Source organism: Roseateles sp. (assembly GCF_047654805.1).
Lineage (GTDB): Bacteria > Pseudomonadota > Gammaproteobacteria > Burkholderiales > Burkholderiaceae_C > Pelomonas.
Window position 1 is genome coordinate 5833555 of record NZ_JASGIV010000001.1, and the last position, 25363, is coordinate 5858917.

23 protein-coding genes and 1 riboswitch are annotated in these 25363 nt (G+C 67.8%); of the genes, 10 read left to right on the top strand and 13 right to left on the bottom strand.

The features are described from left to right. Positions 1-21: 21 nt before the first annotated feature. The 4 genes from QM732_RS26450 to QM732_RS26465 form a co-directional block, all read right to left on the bottom strand. Complete coding sequence (locus QM732_RS26450) at positions 22-489, bottom strand: low molecular weight protein-tyrosine-phosphatase (RefSeq protein WP_415659066.1); 468 nt, start codon at positions 487-489, stop codon at positions 22-24. A gap of 205 nt (positions 490-694) precedes the next feature. Then, the gene (locus QM732_RS26455; protein WP_415659067.1) at positions 695-2995 is read right to left on the bottom strand and encodes a TonB-dependent receptor plug domain-containing protein; all 2301 of its coding nucleotides are present in this window, start codon (positions 2993-2995) and stop codon (positions 695-697) included. Between the two features lie 156 nt (positions 2996-3151). Further along, positions 3152-3763 carry an OmpW/AlkL family protein gene (locus tag QM732_RS26460; RefSeq protein ID WP_415659068.1) on the bottom strand — a complete coding sequence of 204 codons (612 nt, stop codon included), beginning with the start codon at positions 3761-3763 and terminating at the stop codon, positions 3152-3154. Between the two features lie 189 nt (positions 3764-3952). Further along, positions 3953-4330 (bottom strand): cupin domain-containing protein, encoded by a 378-nt coding sequence (locus QM732_RS26465; protein ID WP_415659069.1) that lies wholly within the window; start codon positions 4328-4330, stop codon positions 3953-3955. Positions 4331-4443: 113 nt separating this feature from the next. Here QM732_RS26465 and QM732_RS26470 point away from each other — a divergent pair, with 113 nt between their 5' ends. Next, positions 4444-5343: a LysR substrate-binding domain-containing protein gene (locus QM732_RS26470; protein WP_415659070.1), complete on the top strand. Its 900-nt coding sequence runs from the start codon at positions 4444-4446 to the stop codon at positions 5341-5343. Between the two features lie 4 nt (positions 5344-5347). Here the strand turns inward: QM732_RS26470 and metF are convergent, their stop codons facing one another. The 6 genes from metF to QM732_RS26500 form a co-directional block, all read right to left on the bottom strand. Then, positions 5348-6181 (bottom strand): methylenetetrahydrofolate reductase [NAD(P)H], encoded by an 834-nt coding sequence (metF, locus tag QM732_RS26475; RefSeq protein ID WP_415659071.1) that lies wholly within the window; start codon positions 6179-6181, stop codon positions 5348-5350. After that, on the bottom strand, positions 6178-6924 hold the full coding sequence (locus QM732_RS26480; protein WP_415659072.1) for a TlyA family RNA methyltransferase: 747 nt from the start codon (positions 6922-6924) through the stop codon (positions 6178-6180). Before QM732_RS26480 ends, metF begins: the two co-directional genes overlap by 4 nt. A 10-nt stretch (positions 6925-6934) precedes the next feature. Further along, entirely contained in the window at positions 6935-8347 is a 1413-nt protein-coding gene (gene ahcY / locus QM732_RS26485; RefSeq protein ID WP_415659073.1) for an adenosylhomocysteinase, read from the bottom strand. A gap of 74 nt (positions 8348-8421) precedes the next feature. Continuing rightward, positions 8422-8501, bottom strand: a riboswitch (S-adenosyl-L-homocysteine riboswitch). Positions 8502-8535: 34 nt separating this feature from the next. Next, the gene (gene ppk2, locus QM732_RS26490) at positions 8536-9705 is read right to left on the bottom strand and encodes a polyphosphate kinase 2 (RefSeq protein WP_415659074.1); all 1170 of its coding nucleotides are present in this window, start codon (positions 9703-9705) and stop codon (positions 8536-8538) included. Positions 9706-9773: 68 nt separating this feature from the next. Then, the gene (locus tag QM732_RS26495; RefSeq protein ID WP_415659075.1) at positions 9774-10865 is read right to left on the bottom strand and encodes a DNA glycosylase AlkZ-like family protein; all 1092 of its coding nucleotides are present in this window, start codon (positions 10863-10865) and stop codon (positions 9774-9776) included. Then, entirely contained in the window at positions 10849-12597 is a 1749-nt protein-coding gene (locus QM732_RS26500; protein WP_415659076.1) for a diguanylate cyclase domain-containing protein, read from the bottom strand. Before QM732_RS26500 ends, QM732_RS26495 begins: the two co-directional genes overlap by 17 nt. Before the next feature lie 159 nt (positions 12598-12756). On the opposite strand from QM732_RS26500, the gene yajC reads away from it, so the two are divergent. The 4 genes from yajC to QM732_RS26520 are packed head-to-tail and all read left to right on the top strand — an operon-like array spanning position 12757 to position 18549. Beyond that, on the top strand, positions 12757-13077 hold the full coding sequence (gene yajC / locus QM732_RS26505; protein WP_415659077.1) for a preprotein translocase subunit YajC: 321 nt from the start codon (positions 12757-12759) through the stop codon (positions 13075-13077). A gap of 58 nt (positions 13078-13135) precedes the next feature. Continuing rightward, positions 13136-15013: a protein translocase subunit SecD gene (gene secD / locus QM732_RS26510; protein ID WP_415659078.1), complete on the top strand. Its 1878-nt coding sequence runs from the start codon at positions 13136-13138 to the stop codon at positions 15011-15013. Positions 15014-15025: 12 nt separating this feature from the next. Beyond that, a complete protein-coding gene (gene secF, locus QM732_RS26515; protein WP_415659079.1) occupies positions 15026-16060 on the top strand; it encodes a protein translocase subunit SecF in 1035 nt (344 codons plus the stop codon). A 44-nt stretch (positions 16061-16104) separates the two neighbouring features. Further along, on the top strand, positions 16105-18549 hold the full coding sequence (locus tag QM732_RS26520) for a DUF1631 family protein (RefSeq protein WP_415659080.1): 2445 nt from the start codon (positions 16105-16107) through the stop codon (positions 18547-18549). 70 nt (positions 18550-18619) lie between these two features. Here the strand turns inward: QM732_RS26520 and QM732_RS26525 are convergent, their stop codons facing one another. The 3 genes from QM732_RS26525 to QM732_RS26535 all read right to left on the bottom strand — a co-directional run bounded on the left by QM732_RS26525 (position 18620) and on the right by QM732_RS26535 (position 21566). Continuing rightward, positions 18620-19072, bottom strand: a complete 453-nt coding sequence (locus QM732_RS26525; RefSeq protein ID WP_415659081.1) for a DUF494 family protein — start codon at positions 19070-19072, stop codon at positions 18620-18622. Between the two features lie 86 nt (positions 19073-19158). Then, on the bottom strand, positions 19159-20265 hold the full coding sequence (gene dprA / locus QM732_RS26530) for a DNA-processing protein DprA (RefSeq protein ID WP_415659082.1): 1107 nt from the start codon (positions 20263-20265) through the stop codon (positions 19159-19161). 137 nt (positions 20266-20402) lie between these two features. Then, a complete protein-coding gene (locus QM732_RS26535; protein WP_415659083.1) occupies positions 20403-21566 on the bottom strand; it encodes a LysM peptidoglycan-binding domain-containing protein in 1164 nt (387 codons plus the stop codon). A gap of 127 nt (positions 21567-21693) precedes the next feature. On the opposite strand from QM732_RS26535, the gene def reads away from it, so the two are divergent. The 5 genes from def (at position 21694) to QM732_RS26560 (ending at position 25357) form a co-directional block, all read left to right on the top strand. After that, positions 21694-22230 (top strand): peptide deformylase, encoded by a 537-nt coding sequence (def, locus tag QM732_RS26540; protein ID WP_415659084.1) that lies wholly within the window; start codon positions 21694-21696, stop codon positions 22228-22230. Next, positions 22230-23162 (top strand): methionyl-tRNA formyltransferase, encoded by a 933-nt coding sequence (fmt, locus tag QM732_RS26545; RefSeq protein ID WP_415659085.1) that lies wholly within the window; start codon positions 22230-22232, stop codon positions 23160-23162. Before def ends, fmt begins: the two co-directional genes overlap by 1 nt. A 58-nt stretch (positions 23163-23220) precedes the next feature. Then, complete coding sequence (gene htpX, locus QM732_RS26550; protein ID WP_415659086.1) at positions 23221-24066, top strand: zinc metalloprotease HtpX; 846 nt, start codon at positions 23221-23223, stop codon at positions 24064-24066. 36 nt (positions 24067-24102) lie between these two features. After that, entirely contained in the window at positions 24103-24465 is a 363-nt protein-coding gene (locus tag QM732_RS26555; protein ID WP_415659087.1) for a hypothetical protein, read from the top strand. 133 nt (positions 24466-24598) lie between these two features. After that, complete coding sequence (locus tag QM732_RS26560; RefSeq protein ID WP_415659088.1) at positions 24599-25357, top strand: head GIN domain-containing protein; 759 nt, start codon at positions 24599-24601, stop codon at positions 25355-25357. The last annotated feature ends 6 nt before the right edge of the window (positions 25358-25363 follow it).

The following is a 25363-nucleotide window of genomic DNA, read 5'->3' on the forward strand; positions in this document are numbered from 1 at the left end:
CGCCGCAGCTGCAGCCAGGCCTCAGCGGGTGCGCAGCGCCGTGACGAGCCCGTCACATGCCGCTTCGACGAGGTCCAGCACCTCTTCGAAGCCTGCCGCGCCGCCGTAGTACGGGTCGGGTACGTGCGGGTTGCCGGCATGGGGGGCGTATTCCATCAGCAGCTTCAGTCGATGGCGCTGCGCGGGTGGGCACAGTGCCCGGGCGTTCGCAAGATTGTCCTCGTCCATGGCCAGCACGAGGTCGAAGCGGGAGAAGTCCGCGGCGACCAACTGGCGGGCGCGCAGTGGGCTGAGGTCGTAGCCACGCCGGGCGGCATGCTCCTGGCTGCGCACGTCCGGTGGCGCGCCCACGTGGTAGCCGTGCGTGCCGGCAGAGTCGACTTCGACGTCTAGCCCGGCCGACTCAATCTTGGCGCGCATGACGCCCTCGGCGGTCGGGCTGCGGCAGATATTGCCCATGCAGAAGAAGAGGATGCGCTGTGTGCTCATACCCGCCGCATTCTCGGGGCCGAGCATCGGGCCTGCCATTGGCCAGAACGGCCGTGCATAGGCACGGGCATTCCGCAGCGACTGCCTGTGCCCAATTCCAGCTGCCAAGCCGGCCCGCTCCGGGTGATGTGCTGCCGGTCGATCCGGCAAGCATCACCACGCCCTCGGAGAACCAGTCTCGCACTCACTGAACGAGGGGGCTCATTCAGAAGCGCATGTCCGCCCGCAGGGACACGACGCGGAAGGTCCTGTTGCGCGACCAGCTCTCCGTCAGGCGATGGTTGACGAGGTCAAGGCCTTCCGACGACGACTGCGCGTCACGCGGCAGCAGATTGGCCATGGACAGCCGCCAGTTAATGCCGTCGCGCACGGAGCCGCTGGACCAGGACAGGTAGGCGTCGAGCTGATGGCGTGCAGTTTCCTCGCGGCGCAACGTCTCGGTCTGCTGCACACGTGTGGCGGGCACGTAGTTGACGTTGAAGCCGCTGCCGAAGTTCTGGCCCAGCGCCTTCCACCGGTGATCGATGCCGAAGTTCAGGCTGCCCTTGGGCTGCTGGTCCAGACGGTTGTTGGCGCCCGGGATGCCCTTGACCTTGCTGTCGAAGACGGCAAAGTTGAAACGCAGCAGCATCAGCTGCAGCTCGGGCGGTGCTTCCTCCCACAGCTCGTCCAGGCGTGCCTTGAGCTCGAACTCCAGGCCCATGGTGCGTGCCCCCTCCATGTTGCGTGGCCGGCTGACCCAGCGCGGCGACGTGTCCCAGGACACCGTCTCCAGCATCACCTGGTTGCGGATCAGGCTCTTGATGTTGCGCAGGAAGGCGCTCGCCGACACGATGCCGCCAGTGGGCAGCCAGTGCTCCAGGCTCAGATCGACGCCGGTGGCCAGCTCTGGCTTGAGGTCGGGGTTTCCGGCGCGGTCGGCATAAGTCTGGTAATTGGGGCCGTCGGGGTAGGTCGCGTTGATGTTGGGGCGGGCGATCAGGTCATTGAGGTTGGGTGAGCGGTAGCTGCGCGTCAGGCTAAGGCGCACCTGGTCCTTGGGAAAGGCCTCGGGCTTCCACAACAGGTGCAGCAGCGGCGACGTGACCTGCGAGACATTGCGTGTCTCGGGGAGAAGCCCGGCGGCGTCGGCGCGGGTCTCGATGCGCTCGTAGCGGATGCCGGCGTAGACCGACCACATCTTGCTGGGACTCCACTCGTCCTGTGTGTAGGCGGCGAAGCGCTGGTTGCTGGAGCCCAGCGTATTGCCGAACTTCACCAGGCCGGGGATGACGGCGCCGTTGACCAGGGTGTCGCGCACTTGCATGCGCTGGCTGCGCTCGGTCTCGACTCCGCTCACCCACTGGTGCTCCTGGGCCGTCTTCAGGCTCCACTTGGCGCTCAGGCTGGTCTGGTCCTCGTCGACGACGTTATGGTCGTCCTGCACGCGCTCGGTGGTCACGCCCGCGACGGTCAGCGTGTCGCGCCGGTGGCTGTTGTTGGAGTTCTTGAAGCCGCCTCGACCCAGTCGGAAATCCCAGCTCTCGCCGGGCTGGGGGCGGTAGTTGGCCGACAGGTTCAGCCGCAGGTTGTGCATGCGGCCATCGTTCTCGCCATGGATGTCGCGAAAGCGCGTGCCCTCGGCATTGGTCTGGCTGCTGCCCTCGTTCTGCGACAGCGCGAAGAAGGGCGCGATGCTGAAGCTCAGCGTGTCGCTGTATTTCCAGCGCAGCCGGGCATTGCCGTTGAGGTTGGCGCTGTTGCCCGCGCTGGTGCCGATCTGCGAGGTCTCTTCGATGACTTGGCCAGTCTCGGTGTCGGTGACGCGGTTGTGCGAGTCAATGTTGTTGAAGCGCCGGCGCAGGCCGCCGTTGGTTGAGACGGCGCCGATGAACTCGTCGCCGTTGGGACCGCCCCACTTCAGGTTGCGCGTCCAGCTGAAGTCGGCCTGCGGTTCGTTGCGGTCCTGGCCTAGCGTGAAGCGCAGCTCGTGGTTTGCCTTCACCAGCGGCTCGCGCAGGATGATGTTGATGGTGCCGGCGATGGCCCGCGCACCGGTTTCGGCAGTGGGCGCGCGGTAGACCTCGATGCGCTCGATCTGGTCGGGTGGCAGGTCCTCCACGGCAAAGCCGGCAGGGGCGCGCTCGCCATCGACGAGGATCTGAGTGAAGCCGCTGCCCATGCCGCGCATGCGGATGTCCCCGCCACGGCCCGGCCGGCCACCGATGGTGACGCCCGGCAGGCGACGCAGCACGTCACCCAGCACGGTGTCTCCGTAGCGGTCCAGGTCCTCGCGCTCGATGACGATCTTGCTGGCCGTGCTGTTGCGGCGGCGGCTGTTGGCCGTGGGACCGCTGCTGATCTCGACGCGGTCCAGCCGGTTGCCGGCGCCGCTGGCTGCAGCGGCGGGCGCGGGGGCGCTGGCGGGCGCTGCGGGGGGCTTGGGAGTTGCGGGCGGCGTGGGCGTCTGGGCCGCGCTGATCGCGCAGGCGCACAGCGCGGCCAGCGCAAGGAGTGGGCGGCTCATGGCCGCGCATTCTTGCGGCGTGCGGTTACGGCCGCTCACGTAAATCGCTCATTTACATGAGCGGAAGTTATGGGCGACCGATGTCGTGCCGCGCATGCGGCGCGTCCTTCGACGGGCGTCACGGCGCCCGCAGTGGACGCCCTGCGCTGACTCGTCTCAGAAGCGCCAGCCCAGGCCCACGCTGGCCAGCGTCGGGTTGACCTTGAACTTGCCGACCGAGGTGCCGGCGGAATAGACGGTCGTGTCCAGGTTGACCTTCTTCAGATCGAAGTTCAGGTAGGTGCCCTTGGTGAGCTCGATGTCGGTGCCGATCTGCCAGGCCAGTCCCCAGCTGTTGCGCTTGATGCTGGGCTTGAGGGCCGTCTGCACTGCGGGCGCGAACTCCACCGAGGAGAAGTTGGTGTAGTTCAGGCCGGCGCCGACATAGGGGCGCACCGCGCCGGCCGGGTTGAAGTGGTATTGCAGCGTGAGCGTCGGCGGCAGGTGCTTGAGCGAGCCGATCTCACTGCCGTTGGAGTACAGCTTGTGCTTCTGCGGATAGGTCAGGATCAGCTCGGCCGCGATGTTGGGGGCGAAGAAGTAGCTGAAATCGACTTCGGGGAAGGTCTTGTTGTTGATCGACAGGCCCAGGCCCGTGCTGTCCTTGTTGGCCGAGTCGAGGTGCAGGGCGCGCACGCGCACCAGCAGCGGACCTTCGTCGGCCTGGGCCAGAGGCGCGGCCAGTGCGACGGCGAGAACGGCGGTGAGGGCGGGAATCTTCTTGAACATGGATGGCTCCTGTGAATGGGGCGGGCCCCGACGGAGTCATTCCACGCGCCCGGCCCGCCTGCCGGGTTGATGCAACGCAACATGACCGTGCAACCCCGTCCGTGGAGACGGTGTGGCTTTGTGCTGGGTCAAGCTCGAGCGAGATTGCAGGGCATCCTCGCAACAGCTCGGCCCGTCCTGCGGCACACCTCAGCTGTGCCAGGGCAGGGCCAGCTCGCGGCCATCGGGCCAGCGTGTGGGCGTAGGCGTCTGGCCGAACACGGCCAGGGTCTCCAGCGGCTCGCTGCCGGTGTTGAGGATCTGGTGTGGGAGTCCGCGGGGCAGCACGAGCAGGCGGCTGGCGTCGAAAGCCAGGGTCTGCCCGTCGACATGCAACTCGCCACTGCCCGCGAGGCAGAGCACGACCTCGTCGCAGTCGTGCACATGCGGTGGCGTGGCTGTGCCCGGCGCCATGCGCTGGCGCCAGACCGAGAGCTGCTGCAGGCCTTCGGCCTGGCTGGCCCAGGTCGCATGGGCGATGCCGGGCAGCCTGGTCAGCAGGGGAGAGGATTGTTCAAGGACATACATGAAAGCCCCGTGGGGATTGAGAGGAGCTGCAGTGTCTGGTCGGATGAATGAGGCGTGAAGATGCGTGAGATGAATAACATTGAGGAAAATGTTTCCTCAATCGAGGTGTCACCATGCAGGGACTTCAGCCGCTCATCGCCTTCGCCCAGACGGCCCGCCGCGGCAGCTTCGCGGCAGCTGCGCGCGACCTGCGCGGTACGCCGTCCACCATTGCCAAGAGCGTGGCGCGGCTGGAGTCCTCGCTGGGCGTGCGCCTGTTTCACCGCACGACGCGCCAGGTGTCGATGACGCCTGATGGCGAGCGCCTGTTCAGGCGTTGCGAGCGCGTGCTGGCCGAACTTGAGGATCTGCGGGCCGATGCCGCCGGCACGCGCCAGACGGTGGCCGGCACGCTGCGCATCGACGCGCCCATCACCTACGGCCGCAAGGTGTTGATGCCGGTGCTCAGCGAGCTGCTGCGCGAGCACCCGGAGCTGCGCCTGGACCTGCGCCTGCAGGACGGCTATGCCGATCTGATCCGCGACGGGCTGGACGCCGCCATCCGCGTCGGCGATCTGCAGGACTCGCGCCTCGTTGCGAGGCGCTTCGATGCCCAGCGACTGGTGCTGGTGGCGAGCCCCGCCTATCTGGCGGCTCGTGGCCGGCCCGAGCGAGTAGAGCAACTGGCGGGCCATGCGGCCATCGTGTTCCGCTTGCCCAGCACGGGCCGCCAGCGGCCCTGGCAGTTTCGCAGCGGCCGGCAGGCCATCAGCCTGCTGCCAGAACCCACGGTGGAGGTGAACGACGGCGAGGGCATCGCCGCGGCGGCTGCACAGGGCTTGGGCCTGGCGCAGCTCCCCGACAACATCGTGGCCGAGGGGTTGGCCAGCGGTGCTCTCGTCGAGGTGTTGGCCTCCTGCCGGCCGGCGGCAATGCCGATCAGCGTTGTCATGCCGACAGCCCGCCTGCAGCCCCCGCGGGTGCGCGTGCTGCTGGAGGCGCTGATGGCGATCAAGTCCGGCAAGGCGGCCTGACCGCTCAGCCGCCCAGCCCCAGGCGTTTGCAGAGTTCCAGCGTCAGCGCGCTCTGGTTCAGCGTGTAGAAATGAATGCCGGGCGCGCCGCCCTCGATGAGGCGCTCGCACAGCCGAGTGATCACGTCTAGGCCGAAGGCGCGGATGCTGGCGGAGTCGTCCATGAAGCCTTCCATCTTCATCTGCACCCAGCGCGGCATGTCGATGCCGTCGCGCTGCGCGAACTGGGCGATGCGGCCATAGTTGTGGAAGGGCATGATGCCCGGCACGATGGGCTGGGTGACGCCCAGCTTGCGGGCCTCGTCGACGAAGTGGAAGTAGGCGTCGGCGTTGAAGAAGAACTGCGTGATCGCACCGTCGGCGCCGGCGCGCATCTTGTCAGCGAAGTGCTGCAGGTCCTTGGCAGCGTAGCGCTGCTGCGGATGTACCTCGGGGTAGGCTGCCACCTCGATGTGCCAGTCCGGCCCTTGCGTCTCGCGGATGAAGCTGACCAGCTCGGACGCGTAGCGGAACTCGCCGGCCGTGGCGGTGCCGCTGGGCAGGTCGCCCCGCAGCGCGACGACGCGGTGGATGTCCTGGCCGCGGTAGGTGGCCAGGATCTCGGCGATGTTCTCGCGCGTGGAGCCCACGCATGAGAGGTGTGGCGCGGCCTCGAAGCCCGCCGCGGCGATGTCGGTCACGGCGCCCAGGGTCTTGTCGCGTGTGGAGCCGCCCGCGCCGTAGGTGACGCTGAAATACTGCGGCGACAGCTCGCCCAGCTCCTGCACGACGGTCTTGAGCTTCTCGACACCGACCGGTGTGTTGGGGGGGAAAAATTCGAAACTGACAGGGGTGCTCATCGGGAGGCCCACAAGAAGAATTCGCGATTGCCATCACCGCCGGTGATGGGGCTGTCGAAATAGTCCAGCACCTTGAGGCCGAGGGCCGTGCAGGCCAGGCGCACGCGTGCTTCCAGTCGCGGGTAATCGGCCTCGTCCTTGACGAGGCCCCCCTTGCCCAGGGCTTGTGGCCCCAGCTCGAACTGCGGCTTGATGAGCACGAGCAGATGGCCGTGCACCTCCAGCCAGGGCAGCAGCTCCGGGAGGCTGCCCACCATGGAAATGAAACTCAGGTCACCGACGATGAGCGTGAAGCCACCCGTCGGCACGTGCTGGCGCAGCACGTCCAGCTCGCGCACATGAGTGCCTTCCAGCGCCGTCACGCGCGGGTCGGCCTGCAGTCGTGCGTGCAACTGGCCGTGGCCCACATCCACGCCGACGACGTGGCGCGCGCCATGGGCCAGCAGGCAGTCAGTGAAGCCTCCAGTGCTCTGGCCGACGTCCAGCACCGTGTGGCTGGAGACGTCGAACCCGGTGCGCGCCAGCGCACCTTCCAGCTTGAGCCCGCCGCGCGACACGTAGCGCAGCTCCGCGTCATCGGTGACGCGCAGCTGCGCCGTCTCGGGCAGGTCCTCGCCGGCCTTCTTCAGCGGGGCCCAGCCAGTGGGCGATGCCCACTCGGCCGAGCCGCTGCCGATCAGGCGCTGCGCGACGGAACGCGTCGGCGCAAGGCCCTGGGCGACGAGGAGCTGGTCGGCACGCATCGGGACAGGATCAGTAACGGTATGTGTCGGGCTTGTACGGGCCGGCCTTGGGCACGCCGATGTAGGCGGCCTGCTCTTCGGTCAGCTCGGTCAGCTGGGCGTTCAGCGTCGTCAGCTGCAGTCGGGCAACCTTCTCGTCCAGGTGCTTGGGCAGCACGTAGACCTTGCCGATGTCGTAGGCGTCCTTGTGCGCAAACAGCTCGATCTGCGCGATGGTCTGGTTCGCGAACGAGCTGGACATCACATAGCTGGGGTGGCCCGTGCCGCAACCCAGGTTCACGAGGCGGCCCTTTGCCAGCAGGATGATGCGCTTGCCGTCCGGGAAGATGACGTGGTCGACTTGCGGCTTGATCTCCTCCCACTCGTATTTCTCGAGCGACGCGACGTCGATCTCGTTGTCGAAGTGGCCGATGTTGCAGACGATGGCGTTGTTCTTCATCGCGGCCATGTGTTCGTGGCGGATGACGTTCTTGTTGCCGGTGGTCGTCACGAAGATGTCAGCCTTGTCCTGGGCGTATTCCATCGTCACGACGCGGTAGCCCTCCATCGCGGCCTGCAGCGCGCAGATGGGGTCGATCTCGGTGACCCAGACCTGAGCCGACAGCGCGCGCAGCGCCTGGGCCGAGCCCTTGCCCACGTCGCCGTAGCCGGCCACGACGGCGATCTTGCCGGCCACCATCACGTCGGTGGCGCGCTTGATGCCGTCCACCAGCGATTCACGGCAGCCGTAAAGGTTGTCGAACTTGCTCTTGGTGACCGAGTCGTTGACGTTGATGGCGCGGAACAGCAGCGTACCCTTGGCTGACATCTCCTTCAGGCGGTGCACCCCCGTGGTCGTCTCTTCCGTCACGCCGATGATCTCGGCGCTCTTGCGCGTGTACCAGGTGCCGTCTTCGGCGACCTTCTTCCTGATGGCCGCGAACAGGATTCGCTCTTCCTCGCTGCCCGGGTTGGCCAGCACGGACAGGTCCTTCTCGGCCTTCTGGCCCAGATGCATCAGCAGCGTCGCGTCGCCGCCATCGTCCAGGATCATGTTGGGGCCTTCGCCGGCCGTACCCTTGGCGCCGAACTCGAAGATGCGGTGGGTGTAGTCCCAGTAGTCTTCCAGCGTCTCACCCTTGTACGCGAACACCGGCGTGCCCACGGCGGCCAGCGCAGCGGCGGCATGGTCCTGCGTGGAGAAGATGTTGCATGAGGCCCAGCGCACTTCGGCGCCGAGTGCCTGCAGCGTCTCGACCAGTACGGCCGTCTGGATGGTCATGTGCAGCGAGCCCGTGACGCGTGCGCCCTTGAGAGGCTGCGACGCGGCATATTCCTTGCGGATGGCCATCAGCGCCGGCATCTCGTGCTCGGCGATCTTGATTTCCTTGCGGCCCCAGTCGGCCAGCGACAGGTCCTTGACGATATGGGCGGGTGCGGTCATGCGGGCTCCTTCAGGCGAATGAAGCCGCTGGCGACGCTACAGGGGAGGGAACCTCACCCCAGGCGCGATCGGCCAGCGGGTGAGCGCAGTTGCAGGGGATCTGAACTTCCGAGCCTGGCCTCAAGGTGCTGAGGTTGCAACGCTCCTCGGAAACCCTGCATTCTAGCGACGTGTCGCCACGCGAAGCGTCATCCCGCCCCGCTGGATGCCAACAAATCGTCGCCCGGCGCTGACACCAGCGCTGGCCGCCCGACGATCAGCGGGTCCACCGGGCCGATGTGTTCCGGCCTGCGCTCCGCGTAGGGCAGCCGGTTCAGCACGAAGCGCATTGCGTTCAGGCGTGCGCGCTTCTTGCAGTCGCTCTTGATGACGGTCCAGGGCGCGTCCGAGGTGTCGCAGTGCAGGAACATGGCCTCCTTGGCCCGGGTGTAGTCGCTCCATTTGTCGAGGGACGCCATGTCGATGGGGCTGAGCTTCCACTGCTTGAGCGGGTGCAGCTTGCGTTCCTTGAAACGGCGGCGCTGCTCGTCGCGGCTGACCGAGAACCAGAACTTGAAGAGGTGGATGCCCGAGCGCACCAGCTGGCGCTCGAACTCCGGTGTCTGGCGCAGGAACTCCTGGTACTCGGCCTCGCTGCAGAAGCCCATCACGCGCTCGACACCAGCGCGGTTGTACCAACTGCGGTCGAACAGCACGATCTCGCCGCGCGTGGGCAGGTGTTCCACATAGCGCTGGAAATACCACTGACCGCGCTCGACCTCGCCTGGCTTCTCCAGTGCCACAACGCGAGCGCCCCGCGGATTGAGGTGCTCCATGAAGCGCTTTATCGTGCCACCCTTGCCAGCCGCGTCGCGCCCCTCGAACAGGATGACGACCCGCGCGCCGGTTTCCTTCACCCAGGCCTGCAGTTTCAGCAGCTCGACCTGCAACCTGTACTTCTGGCGTTCGTAGGCCCGGCGGGAGAGCAGGTTCCGGTAGGGGTAGCCGCCCTGGCGCCAGCCGGGGCTGAGCTCGCCGTCGGCGTCCACCGCATCGGGCGGTGCGACGGCCTGCTCGTGCTGGCGCAGCGCGCGGCGCAGATGGCGCCGCTCGTCGGGCGAGCTGCCGTCCAGCAGCGTGGCCAGCTCGTCAGCCAGGGCCTCGGGGCTGCCTTCCTCCTGATGGTGGCGGCGCAACAGCTCGGCCAGGGTTTCGCTGCCCACCACCTGCTGGCGTGTGGTCGCCCGGCTGACGCGGTGCTGTTCCAGGCTGGCGGCATCCAGGCGAGGTGGTGTGTCGCCAGCGGCAGTGCGTCGGCCGGGCGTGTGGCGGCCTGGGCGGGCTGGGCTAGCTTCGGGTTTGCGAGGCTGGGTGGGCATGACGGCAGTGGTGGTGACTCAAGACCGATCATGCTGCGCGCCGACTCGACGCGGCGGCTTGATCCCCGTCAAGTCGTCGTGCCCAGGAACGTCGCCATCCGTTCAATCTCCTCGGCAAGTGCGGTCTTGAAGTCTGTGTCGCGCGGCGCGCGGCCGGCAACATAGCCGCAATCCACCTGCAGCCGACCGCTCCTGACACCGGCGTTGGCCCAGCCGATGACCTGGTCGCGCCACAGCAGCGGCAGCGCGTAGTGACCTCGGACACGCTTGGCTGCTGGCGTGTAAGCCTCGAAGCGGTAGGCCCAGCCCCATAGCAGCTCGAAGCGGCGGCGGTCCCAGACGACGGGATCGAAGGGCGCCAGCAGGCGCACTTGGCTGGGGATGCGCCAGCCCCGGGTCGGGTCTTCGTCAGCGGGCCAGTACCAGTCCGTGCCGTCCACGCGCGCATGTGCCAGGCGCTGCTTGGCGCGGGCGAGGGTGGTGCGGCGCAGGTCGCTCCACTGCCGCGCGCCGCTCGCCAGCATGCTGATCAGCGTGGACAGGCTGCCGGCGGGCAGCGGCGCGTACTTCTGTATGAGCACGTCGGCCATCGCGTCCATGGCCGTCTGCGGGTCGTCGTGGGGCTGCCAAGCCGGCCCCAGCCGGTAGACACGCGTGCCGCTGTCGCGCCGCACGACGTCCAGGTGACCGCGGAAATGCAGGCCGTCTAGCAGCTCGGTCGACAGTCGGCTGTTGCCGCCGAACCAATTCTTCACCGGCCCGTGACCCAGTGCGGCGTCAACCTCGGCCGGATGAGCCTCCCCCAGGCGCTCCACCTCGGCAAGCACGGCATTGGCGAGTTTCCAGCGTGGTTTGTCCCAGACGCGACGGGTGGAGCGCGGGTGCATCAGCGCGCGCAATTCGGGCGTGACGAAGCCATAGTTGATGAAGAAGTCTTCCTGCAGTGGCAGGCGCGGATAGCGGCGCTCCAGGTCGCCGGCCCGGTAACCCTTGACGCGGTGGCGCAGCGTCAGGTCCTGGGCGCGTGCAGGTGCTCGCAGCGGGTCGGCCTGGACGAAGCCGCCGAGCTGCTCGACGGCCTTGAGCAGGGTGGTGGGGGCGAAGAGGCTGCGCGCCACGGCGTGACGGCGCAGCGCGTCGAGGTCAAGGTGTATCGGCATCGGTGGCTTGCCTGCGGGCATACATGTCGGCGTCGGCGTGCCTGAGCAGGCTGTCGGTGTCCTGGCCGTCGTCGGGGTAGAGGGCGATGCCGAAGCTGGCGCCGACGGCGAAGTCGGGCGGTGCGATGTCGGCCAGGGCTGCGAGCGGTGCGCGCAGGGCGATCTCGAGATGGCCGCGTGCGGCCTCGGCGTCTGCGCGGTTCTCGACCGAGTCCAGCAGCAACACGAACTCGTCGCCAGCGTAGCGGGCCACGACGTCACCGATGCGCACGCCGGCGCGCAAGCGCTGGCCCGTCTCCTTCAGCACGGCGTCGCCGACAGCGTGGCCGAAGCGCTTGTTGACCTCCTTGACGCGCGCCAGGTCGACGAACATGACGGCGAAGGGCCAGCGGTCGCCGCGACGGCGCTGCTGCAAGACACGGTCCTCGATGCGACGGATGATGGCGCCGCGATTCGTGAGGCCGGTCAGTTGGTCGGTCAGGAGCCGCCGTTGCATGTTGGCAAAGCTCCGTGCGAGCTGTCCCAGCTCGTCCTGGCGGTGCACTTCGCGCGGTTCGTCCAGCAGCCCTTCGCCAACACGGCGGGCAGCCTCGGCGAGCTCGCGCAGCTCGCGGGTGACGACGCCGAGCACGCCCCAGCCCAGGCCGAGGGCCACGACGATGCCGAGCCCGGCCAGCACGCCAGCCCGCGTAACGCTGCGCTGCACGCCGGCAAGGAAATCGGCGCGCGGCACGGCGACGATGATGAACCAGTCCAGCCCCAGAGCCGGATCGACACGGGCATAGCCGAGCTGCACGTCGCGTCCCTCGCCATCGCGGAAGCGCTCCGTGCGTGGCGTTGCGTCCAGGGGGGCGACGGCGGCACGCCGATGCACGGCGTCAAAGGCGGCTGCCACGAGGGAGTCAGGGCTTTGGGCCGCGTTCAACCGCTCGCGTAGGCCTGCGGCCGGAGGTTTCATGTGCGCGCCGCGCGACACGCCAATGAGCTGGCCGTCGGCCTCCACGACCATGGCGACCGCGTTCTCCGTCAGGGCGATCCGCTGCAAAAGCGCGTTGACCTGCTGCAGCGGCAGGTCCGTCGCCGCCACCCCCTCGGGTTCGCCGACGTCGTTGCCTACGCGCTTGGTGCGCGTCACGACGAGGTCCAGCGTCTTGAAGTCGACGTAGACCGGTGTCCAGCCCAGGGGTGCCGGGCTCGTGATCGCGGCCTGGTACCAGGGGCGCTCGCGCGGCTCGAAGACCCTGTCCTCGGTCACTGGTGCATGGGGGCTTCCGGCGATGCCGCTGAGGCGGTAGAGGATCCGCGGCCCGCTTCCACCGATACGTGTGCGCAGCTCGGCCTCCTGCGCCGAGAAGCGCCACAGGCCCAGGAATTGGCCGCGTCGGTCGCCGTAATAGACATAGTTGTTCGGGTCCAGATGCACCGACGTGGCCAGCCAAAAGCGGGTGCGCAGCGTCCCCAGCTCTCTGGCGAGGTCGTCGGGTGCTGGCAGGCCGGTGGGGAAGGCAGTCTCCAGCACCGCGTCGGCGCCACCGACGTGGCGCTCCAGGGACACCGCGATGCGGCTCACCGCCTCGACCAGCAGCCGGCCTGACAGGTTGCCCACCGCGTCGCGCCCGGCCTGCCAGGACAGGCTGCCCATCAGCAGGACCACGGCCAGGATGAGAACGACGTATGGCAGCGTCAGCAAGCGACGCAGACTCAGCCGTTCGGTCAGCGACCTGATCTGCAAGAGGGGCTCCGCGGCAGTTGGATGGCGACCCAGGTTAGCAGGCTGCGGCCTGGGCCGCGCGGCCCAGGCGAGCCGTCGCCGGGCGACCGGGCGGCGGCACTAGAATTCAAGGTTGCCCTGCGGTTCCCGCGGCCGCTCCTCACACCCAAGGAAATCAACGTGTTCATCTCCAACGCCTACGCCCAGGCCGCTCCGGCCGCCTCTCCCGAGTCCGGCCTCCTCGGCATGCTGCCGCTGGTGCTGATGTTCGTGGTGCTTTACTTCGTCATGATCCGGCCGCAGATGAAGCGCCAGAAGGAAGCCAAAGCCATGATCGAGGCGCTGACCAAGGGCGACGAGGTTGTCACGGCAGGCGGCGTCATCGGCAAGATCAGCAAACTGGGCGACAACTTCATCCATCTCGAAGTGGCGGAGGGTGTCGAGATTCAGATCCAGCGGGGCGCCGTCACCCAGGTTCTCCCTAAGGGCAGCTTGAAGTAAGCCGCGACGCGCCCACCTCCCGGGCCTCGCCGTCCGGGTGCTGACAAGGAAGTCCCTCATGAACCGCTATCCGCTCTGGAAGTACGCGCTCCTGCTCGTCGCGCTGCTGATCGGCACGCTCTATACGTTGCCAAACCTGTTCGGCGAGGCGCCTGCCGTGCAGGTGTCCAGCGCCAAAGTCACCGTCAAGGTCGACCCAGCGCTGCAGGCCCGCATTGAGTCCTCGTTGAAAGACGCGGGTGTCCAGGCGGACTATGTGCAGTTCGACGGCAACTCCATCAAAGCGCGTTTCGGCGATACCGATACGCAGCTCAAGGCCAAGGACGCCATCAACAAGGCCCTGAACGCCGACCCGGCCGATCCGACCTACATCGTCGCGCTGAACCTGCTGTCGCGCTCGCCGCAGTGGCTGACGGCGCTTCACGCCAACCCCATGTACCTGGGCCTGGACCTGCGCGGCGGCGTGCATTTCCTGATGCAGGTCGACATGAAGGCAGCCCTGACTAAGAAGGCCGAGGCGCTGACGGGCGACGTGCGAAGCATGCTGCGCGAGAAGAACGTCCGCCACGCCGGCATCAATCGCGAAGGCAACACGGTGCAGATCGCCTTTCGCGACGCTGAGCAGCGCACCGCCGCGCTGAACCTGCTGCGAGCCCAGATCCCGGAAGTGACCTGGACGCTCCAGGGCGACGGCAGCAACCTGCAGCTGGCCGGCAACCTGTCGCCCCAGGCGCAGGTCGCCGTTCAGGAGGCGGCCCTCAAGCAGAACATCACGACGCTGCACAACCGCGTCAACGAGCTGGGTGTGGCCGAGCCAGTCATCCAGCAGCAGGGGCTGGATCGTGTCGTCGTGCAGCTGCCCGGCGTGCAGGACACGGCCAAGGCCAAGGACATCATCGGCCGTACGGCGACGCTGGAGCTGCGCATGGTGGACGACAGCGCCGAGGCCCAGGCCGCGCTGGCCGGCACCGGCCCGGTGCCGTTCGGTACCGAGCGCTTCATCGACCGCGGCTTCGGGCCCATCATCGTCAAGCGCCAGGTCATCCTGACCGGTGACAACCTGAACGATGCCCAGCCTGGCTTCGACGAGAACCACAATCCGGCCGTGCACCTGACCGTGGATGCCAAGGGCACCCGCATCATGAAGGAGGTCTCGCGCGAGAACGTCGGCAAGCGCATGGCCATCCTCTTGTTCGAAAAGGGCAAGGGCGAGGTCGTCACGGCGCCGCGCATCAACTCAGAACTGGGCAGCCGCTTCCAGATCACCGGCGCGATGACCACGCAGGAAGCCGCCGACACCGCACTGCTGCTGCGCGCCGGTTCGCTGGCCGCGCCAATGGACATCATCGAGGAGCGCACCATCGGCCCAAGCCTGGGCAAGGACAACATCGAGAAGGGCATCGCCAGCGTCACCTGGGGCTTTGTCGCGGTGGCCGGCTTCATGTGCCTCTACTACATGCTGTTCGGCCTGTTCTCTTCGCTGGCGCTTGGCTTCAACCTGTTGCTGCTGATGGCCATCCTTTCCATGATGCAGGCCACGTTGAGCCTGCCGGGCATCGCGGCCATGGCGCTGGCGCTGGGTATGGCCATCGACGCCAACGTTCTGATCAACGAGCGCATCCGGGAGGAGTTGCGCGCCGGTGCCACGGCGCAGGCGGCCATCCACGCGGGCTATGAGCGCGCCTTCGCCACCATCCTCGACTCCAACGTCACGACGCTGATCGCAGGTCTGGCGCTGCTGGTGTTTGGCTCCGGCCCCATCAAGGGCTTCGCCGTCGTGCACTGCCTGGGCATCTTGACTTCGATGTTCTCGTCCGTCGTGTTCTCGCGCGGCCTCGTGAACCTCTGGTACGGCCGCCAGAAGAAGCTCAAGTCCCTGTCCATCGGCCAGGTATGGAAGCCCACGCCCGATACGCCCGAGCAGACCGCGGCCTAAGGAAACCCCGTCATGGAACTCTTCCGCATCAAACGGGACATCCCGTTCATGAAGCACGCGTTGATCTTCAACGTGGTGTCTTTCATCACCTTCGCCGTGGCCGTGTTCTTCTTGGTCACGCGCGGCTTGCATTTCTCCATTGAGTTCACCGGCGGCACGGTCATCGAAGTGGCCTACCCGCAGGCGGCCGATGTCGCCAAGACCCGCCATGTCGTCGAGCAGATGGGCTATGGCGAGGTGCAGGTGCAGAACTTTGGCTCGTCCCGCGACGTGATGATCCGCCTTCCCGTGCGCCCCGGCGAGAAGCAGACCGAAGTGGTTGACAAGGTGTACGCCGAGCTGTGCAAGGCCGAGGCCGGCGCGGTCAGCCATCACCAGCAGGTGACGGACCAGGGCGAACAGATCGACAAGCAGATCTGCGCCAAGGCCGATGGGGTGGAGCCCATCAAACTGTCACGCTCGGAGGTCGTCGGCCCGGCCGTCGGCGAGGAGCTGGCTTGGGACGCTGCCAAGGCGCTGGCCTTCACGGTGCTGGGCATCGTGATCTACCTGGCGATCCGCTTCGAATGGAAGTTCGGCGTGGCTGGCGTCATCGCCAACCTGCACGACGTCGTCATCATCCTGGGCTTTTTCGCCTTCTTCCAGTGGGAGTTCTCGCTGGCGGTGTTGGCTGCCGTGCTGGCGGTGCTGGGCTACTCGGTGAACGAATCGGTCGTCATCTTCGACCGGGTGCGCGAAGCCTTCCGCAAGTACCGCAAGCTCAACACGCATGAGGTCATCGATCACGCGATCACGTCGACGATGAGCCGTACCATCATCACGCACGGTTCGACGCAGTTGGTTGTGCTGTCCATGCTGCTGTTCGGTGGCCCGACGCTGCACTACTTCGCCGTGGCGCTGACCATCGGCATCCTGTTCGGCATTTATTCCTCCGTCTTCGTGGCCGCGGCCCTGGCGATGTGGCTGGGTGTGAAGCGCGAGGACCTGATCAAGGCTCCCGTCAACCGCGACGATCCAAGCGACCCGAACTCCGGGGCCGTCGTGTAGAGTGAAGCGATCTTCGCAACGACGCTGATCCCCTCTCACGATCCATGACCGCCGCCCGCAACCAGGCCCTGGCCACCCAGGCTCGGCGCGTCTATCTCGAGGCCCTGGTGCGCGGCTTGACGCCGCTGGTCGCCGCGGTGGGGCAGGGCGCCAACCAACTGCTGGCCCAGGGCGCCCCGCACGCCGTCGCGATGGCGCGGCGGGATGCTGTGCAGGCCTGGCAGAAGTCAGGCCCCAACTGGCAGATGGCTGTCGTCGCCGCGCTGCGTCATGCGGCCATGCACGGCGTGTCGGACAACGCCCGCGAGCATGAGCCGGCGGCACCGGTGCAGTCGAGCAAGATGAGCCTGGTCGACGATTCCACCATTGAGCGCGAGATCACCAGCTCGCGCTTGGCCCTCGTCATGATGGACCGCGCGAGCTGGGAGTTCACCGACCTGCGCACCCGCATGCAGGCCCTGGAGACCCACGATGACCTGGACCCGCTGGACCTGCTGCGGGCACACGTCGTCGCTCGCATCGCGCTCGACGCCTGGAGCCGTGTTGGCCTGGAGGTCAACATCTGGCAACTGCTGCATCACGAACTGCACGAGGAGTTCGCCCAGCTCATCAGCGAGGCCTATCACGAGACCAACCGCTGGCTGATCGCGCAGAAGGTACTCCCCGAGGTTGACCTGCGGCCCTTCATCCGTCGTACTGCCCAGGCTGCCGGCGCGGCGGCAGCGGGCACGCCTGCGGGACTGCCGCCTCCGCCCGCCATGGCAGCCAATACCGGGCTGGGCACAAGTTCCGGCCCGCCGCCCACGCCAGCCGCCTCGATGGCGCGCAGCAAGGCCAGCAGCCAGGCCGACGAAGTGATGGCCCAGCTGCAGCGAGTGCTTGCCCGGCACGTGCCCGGTTTTCCGGTCGCGCGCAGCCAGGTGCCGGCGCGGCCCGGCGGCGGCAAGCCCAGCCTGGCCGATGTGGCGCCCGGCCAGGCCGGCGGTATGGGCCTCGCCGGTGCAGAAGCGCCGCTTGCGTCCGGCGCCCGGCCCTCGCTGGCAGATGCTCCTCCCGTTGCCGCGTCCCCCCGGCTGATGGGGGCCATCAAGCATGCGCAGGAATCACTGCAGCGCCGCCCCGCCGTCGGAGCGGACAGCGCGGGTGCCGCTGCGAGCTCACCGCGTGCGCTGGAGGAGATCGGCGCACGCAACCAGGCCTTCAAGCAGGTCCTGAAGCAGGCCGCCAACACGCCGGCCGAGCGCGCGACCATCGAGATCGTCGCGATGATGTTCCAGAGCATCCTGACCGAGGAGCGAATCCCTGCTACGGTGCGGGTGTGGTTCGCGCGGCTGCAGATGCCTGTGTTGCGCGTGGCCGTCAGCGAGCCCGACTTCTTCGCTGCGGCCGACCATCCGGCGCGTCGCCTCATCGATCGCATGGGCGCCTGCGTGATGGGCTTCAACACGGCGCAGGCCAGCAGTCCCGGCGCGGAGCGCGCCAGCAACGATGCGCTGGAGCGTGAGATCAAGCGCGTGGTGCAGGTCGTAGAGGCCTACCCGGACACCGGACGGCGTGTCTTCGCGACAGTGCTGACCGAGTTCGAGAAGTTCCTCGACCACTATTTCGAGAATGAGAACCAGGCCTCGAGGCGCGGCGTGTCACTGGCCCAGCAGGTGGAGCAGCGCGAGACGCTGGCCATCCAGTACACCATCGAGCTGCGCAAGATGCTGTCCGAGGTGCCGGTGCAGGACGGCGTGCGCGACTTCCTTTTCCATGTCTGGGCGGATGTTCTGGCTGTCACCGCGGTGCGGGTGGGGGCGCAGTCCGACGTCACCAAGGCCATGAAGCGCGCCGCGGCCGACCTGATCTGGAGTGCCAGTGCCAAAGCCTCGCGTGAGGAACGGGCCGAGGTCATCCGCCGTCTGCCGCCGCTGCTCAAGACCTTGCGTGATGGCATGGTTCATGCCGGCTTGCCCATCGAAAAGCAGGACGAGCACGTGCGGCAGCTCAACAACGCGCTGGCCGCCGCCTTCACCGCCAAGACTGCGGCCATCCCGCGCGAGCGCCTGGATGAACTGATGGACCAGCTCGAGACGCTGGAGGCCATGCTGCCCGAGGACGTCGAGGGTGAGAGCCACGTCGACGAGATGCTGGTGCGCGACCTTTCTGGCCACGAGTCCGAGGGCATGGAGGTCGTTGCAGAGGGCGGCTCGGCACCGACCCCAGCCATGGTCGCTTGGGCGCGCGAGCTGCAGGTGGGCGGCTGGTTCATGCTGGACTACAGGGGGCGCAACGAGCAGGTGCAACTGGCCTGGCGTGGACTGCGCAAACAGCTCGCGCTGTTCGTCACGCCGCAGGGGCGTGGCGTGCTGTTCTCGCTGAACCGGATGGCCGCCTTCCTGCAGGCGGGCCTGCTGTTGCCGGCCCAGGACGAGGCGCTGACCGTGCAGGCAACGCGCAAGGCGCTGGCCAAGCTGGATGCGGACCCGAGCGGGTTGCTGAACTAGCCCGGTTCGTTCCGGCGTACGAACAACAACGGCGCCCAAGGCGCCGTCTGCTATTGGATAGGGAACGGGCTCAGTGGATCAGCCGGTCTTCCGGAGCCACGAACAGCTCGTCCAGGATGAGGGCATCGGGCTCCTCCCCCAGGCTCCAGAACACCATCAGCACGATTATCTTCAGGTCTTCCAGGTCCATCGGGCTGCCGCCGACGGCCATCGCGCGGTCGATGACCATTTCGCGCATTGCGCCGGGCAGCACGCCGGCCGATTCCAGGAAGCTGATGAAGCCAATGGATGCCTCGCCCAGGTGCTCCACCTCGGCCGCCGAGTAGACGCGTAGTGCGTGCTCACTCTGCTCGCCGTGATAGGCCTCGCCAGCGGCCGCCAGGCCTTCCAGCCAGGACAGAGCCTCCTGGATTTCGTCGGTCTCGAAGCCTACCGCCGTCAGCTTGCGCGCAAGCTGGGCATGGTCGGGGCAGGCGTCCGGCCGCCAGTAGGTTTCGTACAGATAAACCAGGACATCGAGCATCGTGAGGTGATGATAGCCCAGCGCTTCCGCCACCCCGGACGCGAATAACCCCTCGGTTCGGCCTCTGATATCCGCGGTTAAGCTCGTCATCCCCGCTGGCGGCGCTGATACAACTGGCCGGCCAGGCGGGCGATCTGGCCGGCCAACTCCAGCTCCAGCAGGGCGGCACTGAGCTCGGCAGCGGGCCAGCCACTGCGCGCCATCAGGGCGTCTAGGCTGATGGGGGCGAATCCCATCGCCTCCAGCAGCATCTGCCACTCGTGCGGCCGCTCGGTGCCCTCTTGGATTGTTGCTGGCGCCGCGCCCGGTGCCCGATCGAGGGCCGACAATTCCGCCAGTACATCGTCGGCCGATTCAACCAACTTGGCACCCTGGCGGATCAGCGCGTGGCGGCTGCGCGCCTGGGTCGAGTGGATGGAGCCGGGAATGGCGAACACCTTGCGCCCGGCTTCGACCGCCAAGCGCGCCGTGCCCAGCGAGCCCGATGGCACGGCCGCCTCAATGACAAGGCAGCCCTGGGCCAGCCCCACGATGATGCGGTTGCGCCTGGGGAAGTTGGCCTGCCGCGCCGAGATGCCCAGCGCGTACTCGCTGACGATGAGGCCGCCGGCTGCCAGCAGGCGGGCCGCGAGCGCCTCGTTGCAGCGCGGGTAGACCCGGTCCAGTCCCGTGCCGACGACGGCGATGGTGGCGCCGCCGCCGTCCAGGGCTCCCTCGTGGGCCGCTGCATCCACGCCGAGCGCAAGGCCCGAGACGATGGCATAGCCGGCCCGGGCCAGCGCGCGGGAGAACGCGCGAGCGTTGTCGCTGCCCTGAGTCGTCGAGGCGCGGCTGCCGACGACCGCGATGGACGGCGCTGCCAGCAGCTCGCGCCGGCCCTGCAGCCACAACAGCGTTGGCGGGTCGACGGTGGCCAGCAGGCGAGGTGGGTAGTCGGGAGCACCCAGCGGGAGCAGGCCGTTGCCGGGCTGGGCCTGCCAGGCCTCGGCCCGGAAGATCAGCCTGTCCAGGTGCTCGGGCGGCCGGTCCAGCGCTTCGCGCTGCCGTGCCGTTAGCGCCCGGTCAAGGGCAGCGGCAGGCAGCTCGAAGACGGCCCGGGGGCTGCCGGCCATCGCCAGCAGCCGCCGCACGGCAGCCGGAGCCAGACTCTCCGTCAGCCAAAGCCAGGCGGCCAGCTCGGCCGGGGCCAACATGTCAAGCGATCTCGAGCCCGGCCCTAAACCGCTCCCAAACCGGCCAGCTCGGGCATGTGCGAGTGAGCCTGCCGCCTTGAGCACCGCCGCGCCCCCGGGAGACCGGGCAAGGTGCTCCTTGGGCGAGGGGCGCCATCTCAGGGCTGCGTGAAGCGGTCGCCGGCCTTGACCGGGTCCTTGACCGAGATGATCAGCGCATACGACACGCGCTCGTAGACCTCGAAGACGAACAGAACGCCATGGCGCTCGTCCGGCAGCTTGATGGCCTGGGCCCGGTCCTGCGTCTTGTCCACAACGGCGGCGCCGTCGCGCCACAGGGCCAGCACATGACCGCGCTCGACGCCATCGCGCTTGCCGCGGTTCAGAGCCACGATCTGGTTCTGGCCTGCGTTCAACGCGTCACCGTAGATTGCTGCTATCTGACCCGCCATGGGCTGGTCGGGGGCGTGCGGCACATAGCGTTCGAGGTTGCGCTGCGGCGCCGGCGCCAGCCGGTCGCCGATGCCGACCTCCTGCTTGGCCTGCTGGATGCGTACCGTAGCCGGCACGATCTCCGTCTTGCCGTCGGCGGTCGTGCGGTCCTCGCCCGGACGGATCAGCTCGGCCGTGCCGACATAGGGGGCCTCGTAGCCCAGGATCTCATTCGTGGCCGGATCGCGCAACGTGCGCGCGGTGCGGAAGACGCGGAAGTCGGTCGCGCCGCCGAAGTCACCGCGGGCGTAGGCCAGGTCGCCCCGGCCCAGCAGCACATGGCCCTCCTGGGCGGCGACGACGCGGGGCGCCGTCGCGAGCTGGTCGGTCTCGAAGACGACGGCGTCGGTGAGGAAGGGCTGGATCAGGTGCAGGGGGATGGCCGTGATGGCGTTGGAGTCCAGCGCCGCGATGCGCATCTGGGGGCGCAGCTTGACAGCGTCGCCGGCCGTGTTGCCGCTGACGCCCTGGGCCAGCTGAAGCCGAGCGCGGCCGTCGATCTTGACGAGCAGCAGCACCTGGCCTGGATAGATCAGGTGGGGGTTGCGGATCTGCTCGCGGTTCATGCCCCAGAGCTCCGGCCAGCGCCATGGGCTCCTCAGGAAGATCTTGGAGATGTCCCACAAGGTGTCGCCAGCTTGTACCGTATGGCTGTCCGGTGCATCCGGCGCCAGCTCCGCCAACGGCACGCCGGCACCCGCGACCTGGTCGGCCACGCGGCGCTGCTCGGGCGTGATGGGATAGGGGCTGGTCTGGGCCCAGGCCGAGGCCGTCGCGAGGGCAAGGCAGGCCGCAAGGACTGGAAGATGGGCGGTGCGAGCAGCGGGCATCGGGCACGGTCTCCGAAGGGGTTGCCGGATCGGCGAAAATCCGGGTGATTCTGCCCGCATTCAACCTGGCCGGCCCCCGCTTGCGAGTGCTTACAAAGCTCAAGCCGTGGCCGGCGGCCCACACCCCATGGCTCAACTGCACATCCTTCGCTACCCCGATCCGCGCCTGCACACTGTCGCCACGCCCGTGGAGGCGGTTGACGAGCGCATCCGCCGGCTCGTCGACGACATGCTGGAGACCATGTATGCCGCCGATGGCGTTGGGCTGGCCGCCACCCAGGTCGACGTGCACGAGCGCGTCATCGTCATCGATACGTCGCAGGAGCGCGACACGCCGCGCGTGCTGATCAACCCCGAGCTGGTCCGGACCAGCGAGCGCATGGTCGACGGCGAGGAAGGCTGCCTGTCCGTGCCGCAGATCTACGACAAGGTGCCTCGCCACGCCGAGGTCACCGTGCGCGCGACCAACCGCGACGGAGAGGTCTATGAATTCGATGCCGATGGTCTGCTGGCCGTTTGCGTGCAGCACGAGATGGATCACCTGATGGGCAAGGTCTTCGTCGAGTACCTCAGCCCGCTCAAGCGCGACCGTATCAAGACCAAGATGATCAAGAAGACGCGCGAAGAAGAAGCCGAAGCCAAGAAGCGCAACCAGAGGCTGTGATGCGCGTGGTCTTTGCGGGGACTCCCGAGTTCGCTGCCGTCGCGCTGGATGCGCTGCTTGGTGCCGGTTTCACCGTGCCGCTGGTGCTGACCCAGCCCGATCGCCCGGCCGGCCGTGGCATGAAGCTGCATGCCTCCGCCGTCAAGCAGCGGGCGCTTGCGGCCGGCATACCGGTCGCGCAGCCACAGGGGCTGAAGCTGGACGGCAGGTACGCCGCTGATGCCGCGGCGGCCCGCGAGGCGCTGCTGGCTGCCGATGCCGACGTGATGGTCGTGGCGGCCTACGGGCTGATCCTGCCGCAATGGGTGCTGGAGACTCCGCGCCGCGGCTGTCTGAACATCCACGCCTCGCTGCTGCCGCGCTGGCGCGGCGCGGCTCCCATTCATCGCGCGATCGAGGCCGGCGACGTCGAGACTGGCATCACCATCATGCAGATGGACGCGGGTCTGGACACGGGCGACATGCTGCTGGTGGGCCGGGAGCCCATACGCGCCGCCGACACGACGGCTGTATTGCATGATCGCCTGGCAGCAATGGGCGGACGCCTCATTGTCGAGGCATTGCGGGCCGACGTGCTGCCGCGCACGCCGCAGCCGGCCGAGGGCGTCACCTATGCCAACAAGATCGAGAAGGCTGAGAGTGCCATAGCCTGGCACCGGCCTGCCGCCGAGATCGAGCGTAGGCTGCGCGCCTTCGACCCCTTTCCGGGCGGCGTCGCGACCCTGGCGGGTGAGGCGGTCAAGGTCTGGCGTGCCGAGCTTGCCGAGGGCCAGGGTGCACCCGGCGAAGTCATCGCGCCGGGCCCGGTCGTCGCCTGCGGCGAAGGCGCGCTGCTGCTCACCGAACTGCAGCGCGCGGGCGGCAAGCGCGGTCCCGCCGCGGCCTTCCTTCAGGCTCGGCCGCTGCTGCCGGGCGAGCGTTTCGACGCTTGAGAATTCCTGGCGTGGCACCATCTGCTGCGTCACCTGCCTTTAACCGGAGCCTGCCCCGATGTTCAATCTCGTGAAGACCGCCGTCCTGATGGCTGCCATCACGGCCCTGTTCATGGCTGTCGGCCAGATGATCGGCGGCCAGACGGGCATGCTGGTCGCATTGCTCGTCGCCGTCGGCATGAATTTCTTCAGCTACTGGTTCTCCGCGGACATGGTGCTGAAGATGTACAACGCCCGCGAGGTGGACGCGAGTTCGGCGCCACAGTTTTACGGCATGGTGGCCGAGCTGGCCCAGCGCGCCGGCCTGCCCATGCCCCGCGTCTACCTGATCGACGAGGCGGCACCTAATGCGTTCGCCACCGGTCGCAATCCTGAGCATGCCGCCGTCGCTGCGACGACCGGCATCCTGCGCGTGCTGTCCGAGCGTGAGCTGCGTGGTGTCATGGCCCACGAGCTGGCCCATGTGGCGCACCGTGACATCCTCATCAGCACCATCAGCGCCACCATGGCCGGCGCGATCTCCATGCTGGCCAACTTCGCCGCCTTCTTCGGTGGGCGTGACGAGCATGGCCGGCCCACCAATCCGCTGGCCGGCATCGCCGTGGCCATCCTCGCACCGCTGGCCGCCAGCCTGATCCAGATGGCCATCAGCCGGGCCCGCGAGTTCGAGGCCGACCGCGGCGGCGCCGAGATCTCCGGCGACCCGGCCGCGCTGGCCTCGGCGCTGGACAAGATCCACCGCTACGCCCAGGGTATTCCGCTGGCGCCTGCCGAGGCCCACCCCGAGACGGCGCAGATGATGATCATGAACCCCCTGTCGGGAGGGGGGCTGCGCGGCCTGTTCTCCACCCACCCGTCGACCGAGGAGCGCATCGCGCGCCTGCTGGCGATGGCCAGGCGCTGACTCAAGTTCACCGTCGCATCGCCGATACCTGAGTAAATGAAGCGTCTTCTCCTTGCCCTGCCCCTGCTCGCGACCCTTTCGGCCTGCGAGCAACTGGGCATCGACGACCCGGTCAAGGTGGCCGCCGCCAAGGAGGCCGAGGGCAAGGCTATAGGCAGTGCCTGCCGGCACGCGGTGCGCGCCATCGAGGACTGCTACGTGCTCAATCCCAAGGCGCAGAAAGCAGCGGTCTACGCCGGCTGGCGCGAGATGGACGAGTACATGCGCGAGAACAAGCTCGAAGGCATCGCTCCCGTCGTGCCTCGCCCGGGCACGGTCAAGCCGTCGACCGACGAGGCCGATGCCGCGCCCGCCGAGAAGGCGTCCGAGAAGGCGCCGGAGAAGGCCAAGGGCCACTGACGCGGCGCCGGGCTAGCGCGTCCAGCGGCATTTCAGGCCCCGGATCCTGCGCATCGTCGCCTGCCGCCGTCCGATGCGGGTGCGGCCGGGCACCATGGGAACCATCGCAACGCAACCCCCGATGGAGCCCGCCATGAACCCCTCCCGCCGCCTCTTTGCCCTCAGCCTCGTGGCCGCCACCGTCGCCAGCGGCTCCGCCCAGGCCTGGAGCTGGAGCATCAAGGGCGAGCGCGTCACCGGCAACGGCGACATTGCCACCGAGGCTCGCGATGTGGGCGCCTTTGACGGCATCGCGCTGAGCGGAGGCTTCAATGTCGTCATCCGCCAGGGGGCGGGCAACAAGGTCGAGGTCAAGGCCGACCGCAACTTGCTGCCCTACATCGAGACGCGCATCGTGGAGGGCAGCAAGGGCCGCACGCTGGAAATCGCGCCCCGTAAGGGCGTCAACGTGCACAGTTCGACCAATCCCAGCCTCAGTATCGAGATGCCGGCGCTGCGTTCGATCGCGGTGGCCGGTTCGGGCACCGTCAAGGTGGATGCCATGAAGACCGGCGGCGTCGATGCTGCCATCGCCGGCTCGGGGGACATCCGCTTTGCCGGCCTGGATGCAGAGCGGCTGGGCATGAAGGTCAGCGGCAGCGGCGACATCGTCGCTGCCGGCCGCTGCGCCAGCGCCAGTGTCTCCATTGCCGGTAGCGGCAACGTGAAGGCGGCCGAGTTGGCAGCCGAGGAGGTCAAGGTCACCATCGCCGGAAGCGGCGACGCCCAGGTCCAGGCGACGAAGCGGCTCAACATCTCCATCGCCGGTTCGGGAGACGTGAAGTACGCCGGCTCGCCGGAGGTCAGCTCGTCGATTGCCGGCAGCGGCAAAGTCCGACGTATCGGCCAGTGACGCCCG

Coding starts and splice junctions, on each gene's coding strand:
- QM732_RS26480 (WP_415659072.1), bottom strand. CDS start 6,924: ATGCGTGCCGACCAGCTCCTCGTCGCCCAGGGCCTTGCGCCGACGCGT.
- QM732_RS26450 (WP_415659066.1), bottom strand. CDS start 489: ATGAGCACACAGCGCATCCTCTTCTTCTGCATGGGCAATATCTGCCGC.
- QM732_RS26470 (WP_415659070.1), top strand. CDS start 4,444: ATGCAGGGACTTCAGCCGCTCATCGCCTTCGCCCAGACGGCCCGCCGC.
- QM732_RS26525 (WP_415659081.1), bottom strand. CDS start 19,072: ATGCTCGATGTCCTGGTTTATCTGTACGAAACCTACTGGCGGCCGGAC.
- QM732_RS26535 (WP_415659083.1), bottom strand. CDS start 21,566: ATGCCCGCTGCTCGCACCGCCCATCTTCCAGTCCTTGCGGCCTGCCTT.
- fmt (WP_415659085.1), top strand. CDS start 22,230: ATGCGCGTGGTCTTTGCGGGGACTCCCGAGTTCGCTGCCGTCGCGCTG.
- QM732_RS26465 (WP_415659069.1), bottom strand. CDS start 4,330: ATGTATGTCCTTGAACAATCCTCTCCCCTGCTGACCAGGCTGCCCGGC.
- ppk2 (WP_415659074.1), bottom strand. CDS start 9,705: ATGCCCACCCAGCCTCGCAAACCCGAAGCTAGCCCAGCCCGCCCAGGC.
- QM732_RS26460 (WP_415659068.1), bottom strand. CDS start 3,763: ATGTTCAAGAAGATTCCCGCCCTCACCGCCGTTCTCGCCGTCGCACTG.
- QM732_RS26560 (WP_415659088.1), top strand. CDS start 24,599: ATGAACCCCTCCCGCCGCCTCTTTGCCCTCAGCCTCGTGGCCGCCACC.
- metF (WP_415659071.1), bottom strand. CDS start 6,181: ATGAGCACCCCTGTCAGTTTCGAATTTTTCCCCCCCAACACACCGGTC.
- def (WP_415659084.1), top strand. CDS start 21,694: ATGGCTCAACTGCACATCCTTCGCTACCCCGATCCGCGCCTGCACACT.
- dprA (WP_415659082.1), bottom strand. CDS start 20,265: ATGTTGGCCCCGGCCGAGCTGGCCGCCTGGCTTTGGCTGACGGAGAGT.
- secD (WP_415659078.1), top strand. CDS start 13,136: ATGAACCGCTATCCGCTCTGGAAGTACGCGCTCCTGCTCGTCGCGCTG.
- htpX (WP_415659086.1), top strand. CDS start 23,221: ATGTTCAATCTCGTGAAGACCGCCGTCCTGATGGCTGCCATCACGGCC.
- QM732_RS26455 (WP_415659067.1), bottom strand. CDS start 2,995: ATGAGCCGCCCACTCCTTGCGCTGGCCGCGCTGTGCGCCTGCGCGATC.
- ahcY (WP_415659073.1), bottom strand. CDS start 8,347: ATGACCGCACCCGCCCATATCGTCAAGGACCTGTCGCTGGCCGACTGG.
- QM732_RS26495 (WP_415659075.1), bottom strand. CDS start 10,865: ATGCCGATACACCTTGACCTCGACGCGCTGCGCCGTCACGCCGTGGCG.
- secF (WP_415659079.1), top strand. CDS start 15,026: ATGGAACTCTTCCGCATCAAACGGGACATCCCGTTCATGAAGCACGCG.
- QM732_RS26520 (WP_415659080.1), top strand. CDS start 16,105: ATGACCGCCGCCCGCAACCAGGCCCTGGCCACCCAGGCTCGGCGCGTC.
- QM732_RS26555 (WP_415659087.1), top strand. CDS start 24,103: ATGAAGCGTCTTCTCCTTGCCCTGCCCCTGCTCGCGACCCTTTCGGCC.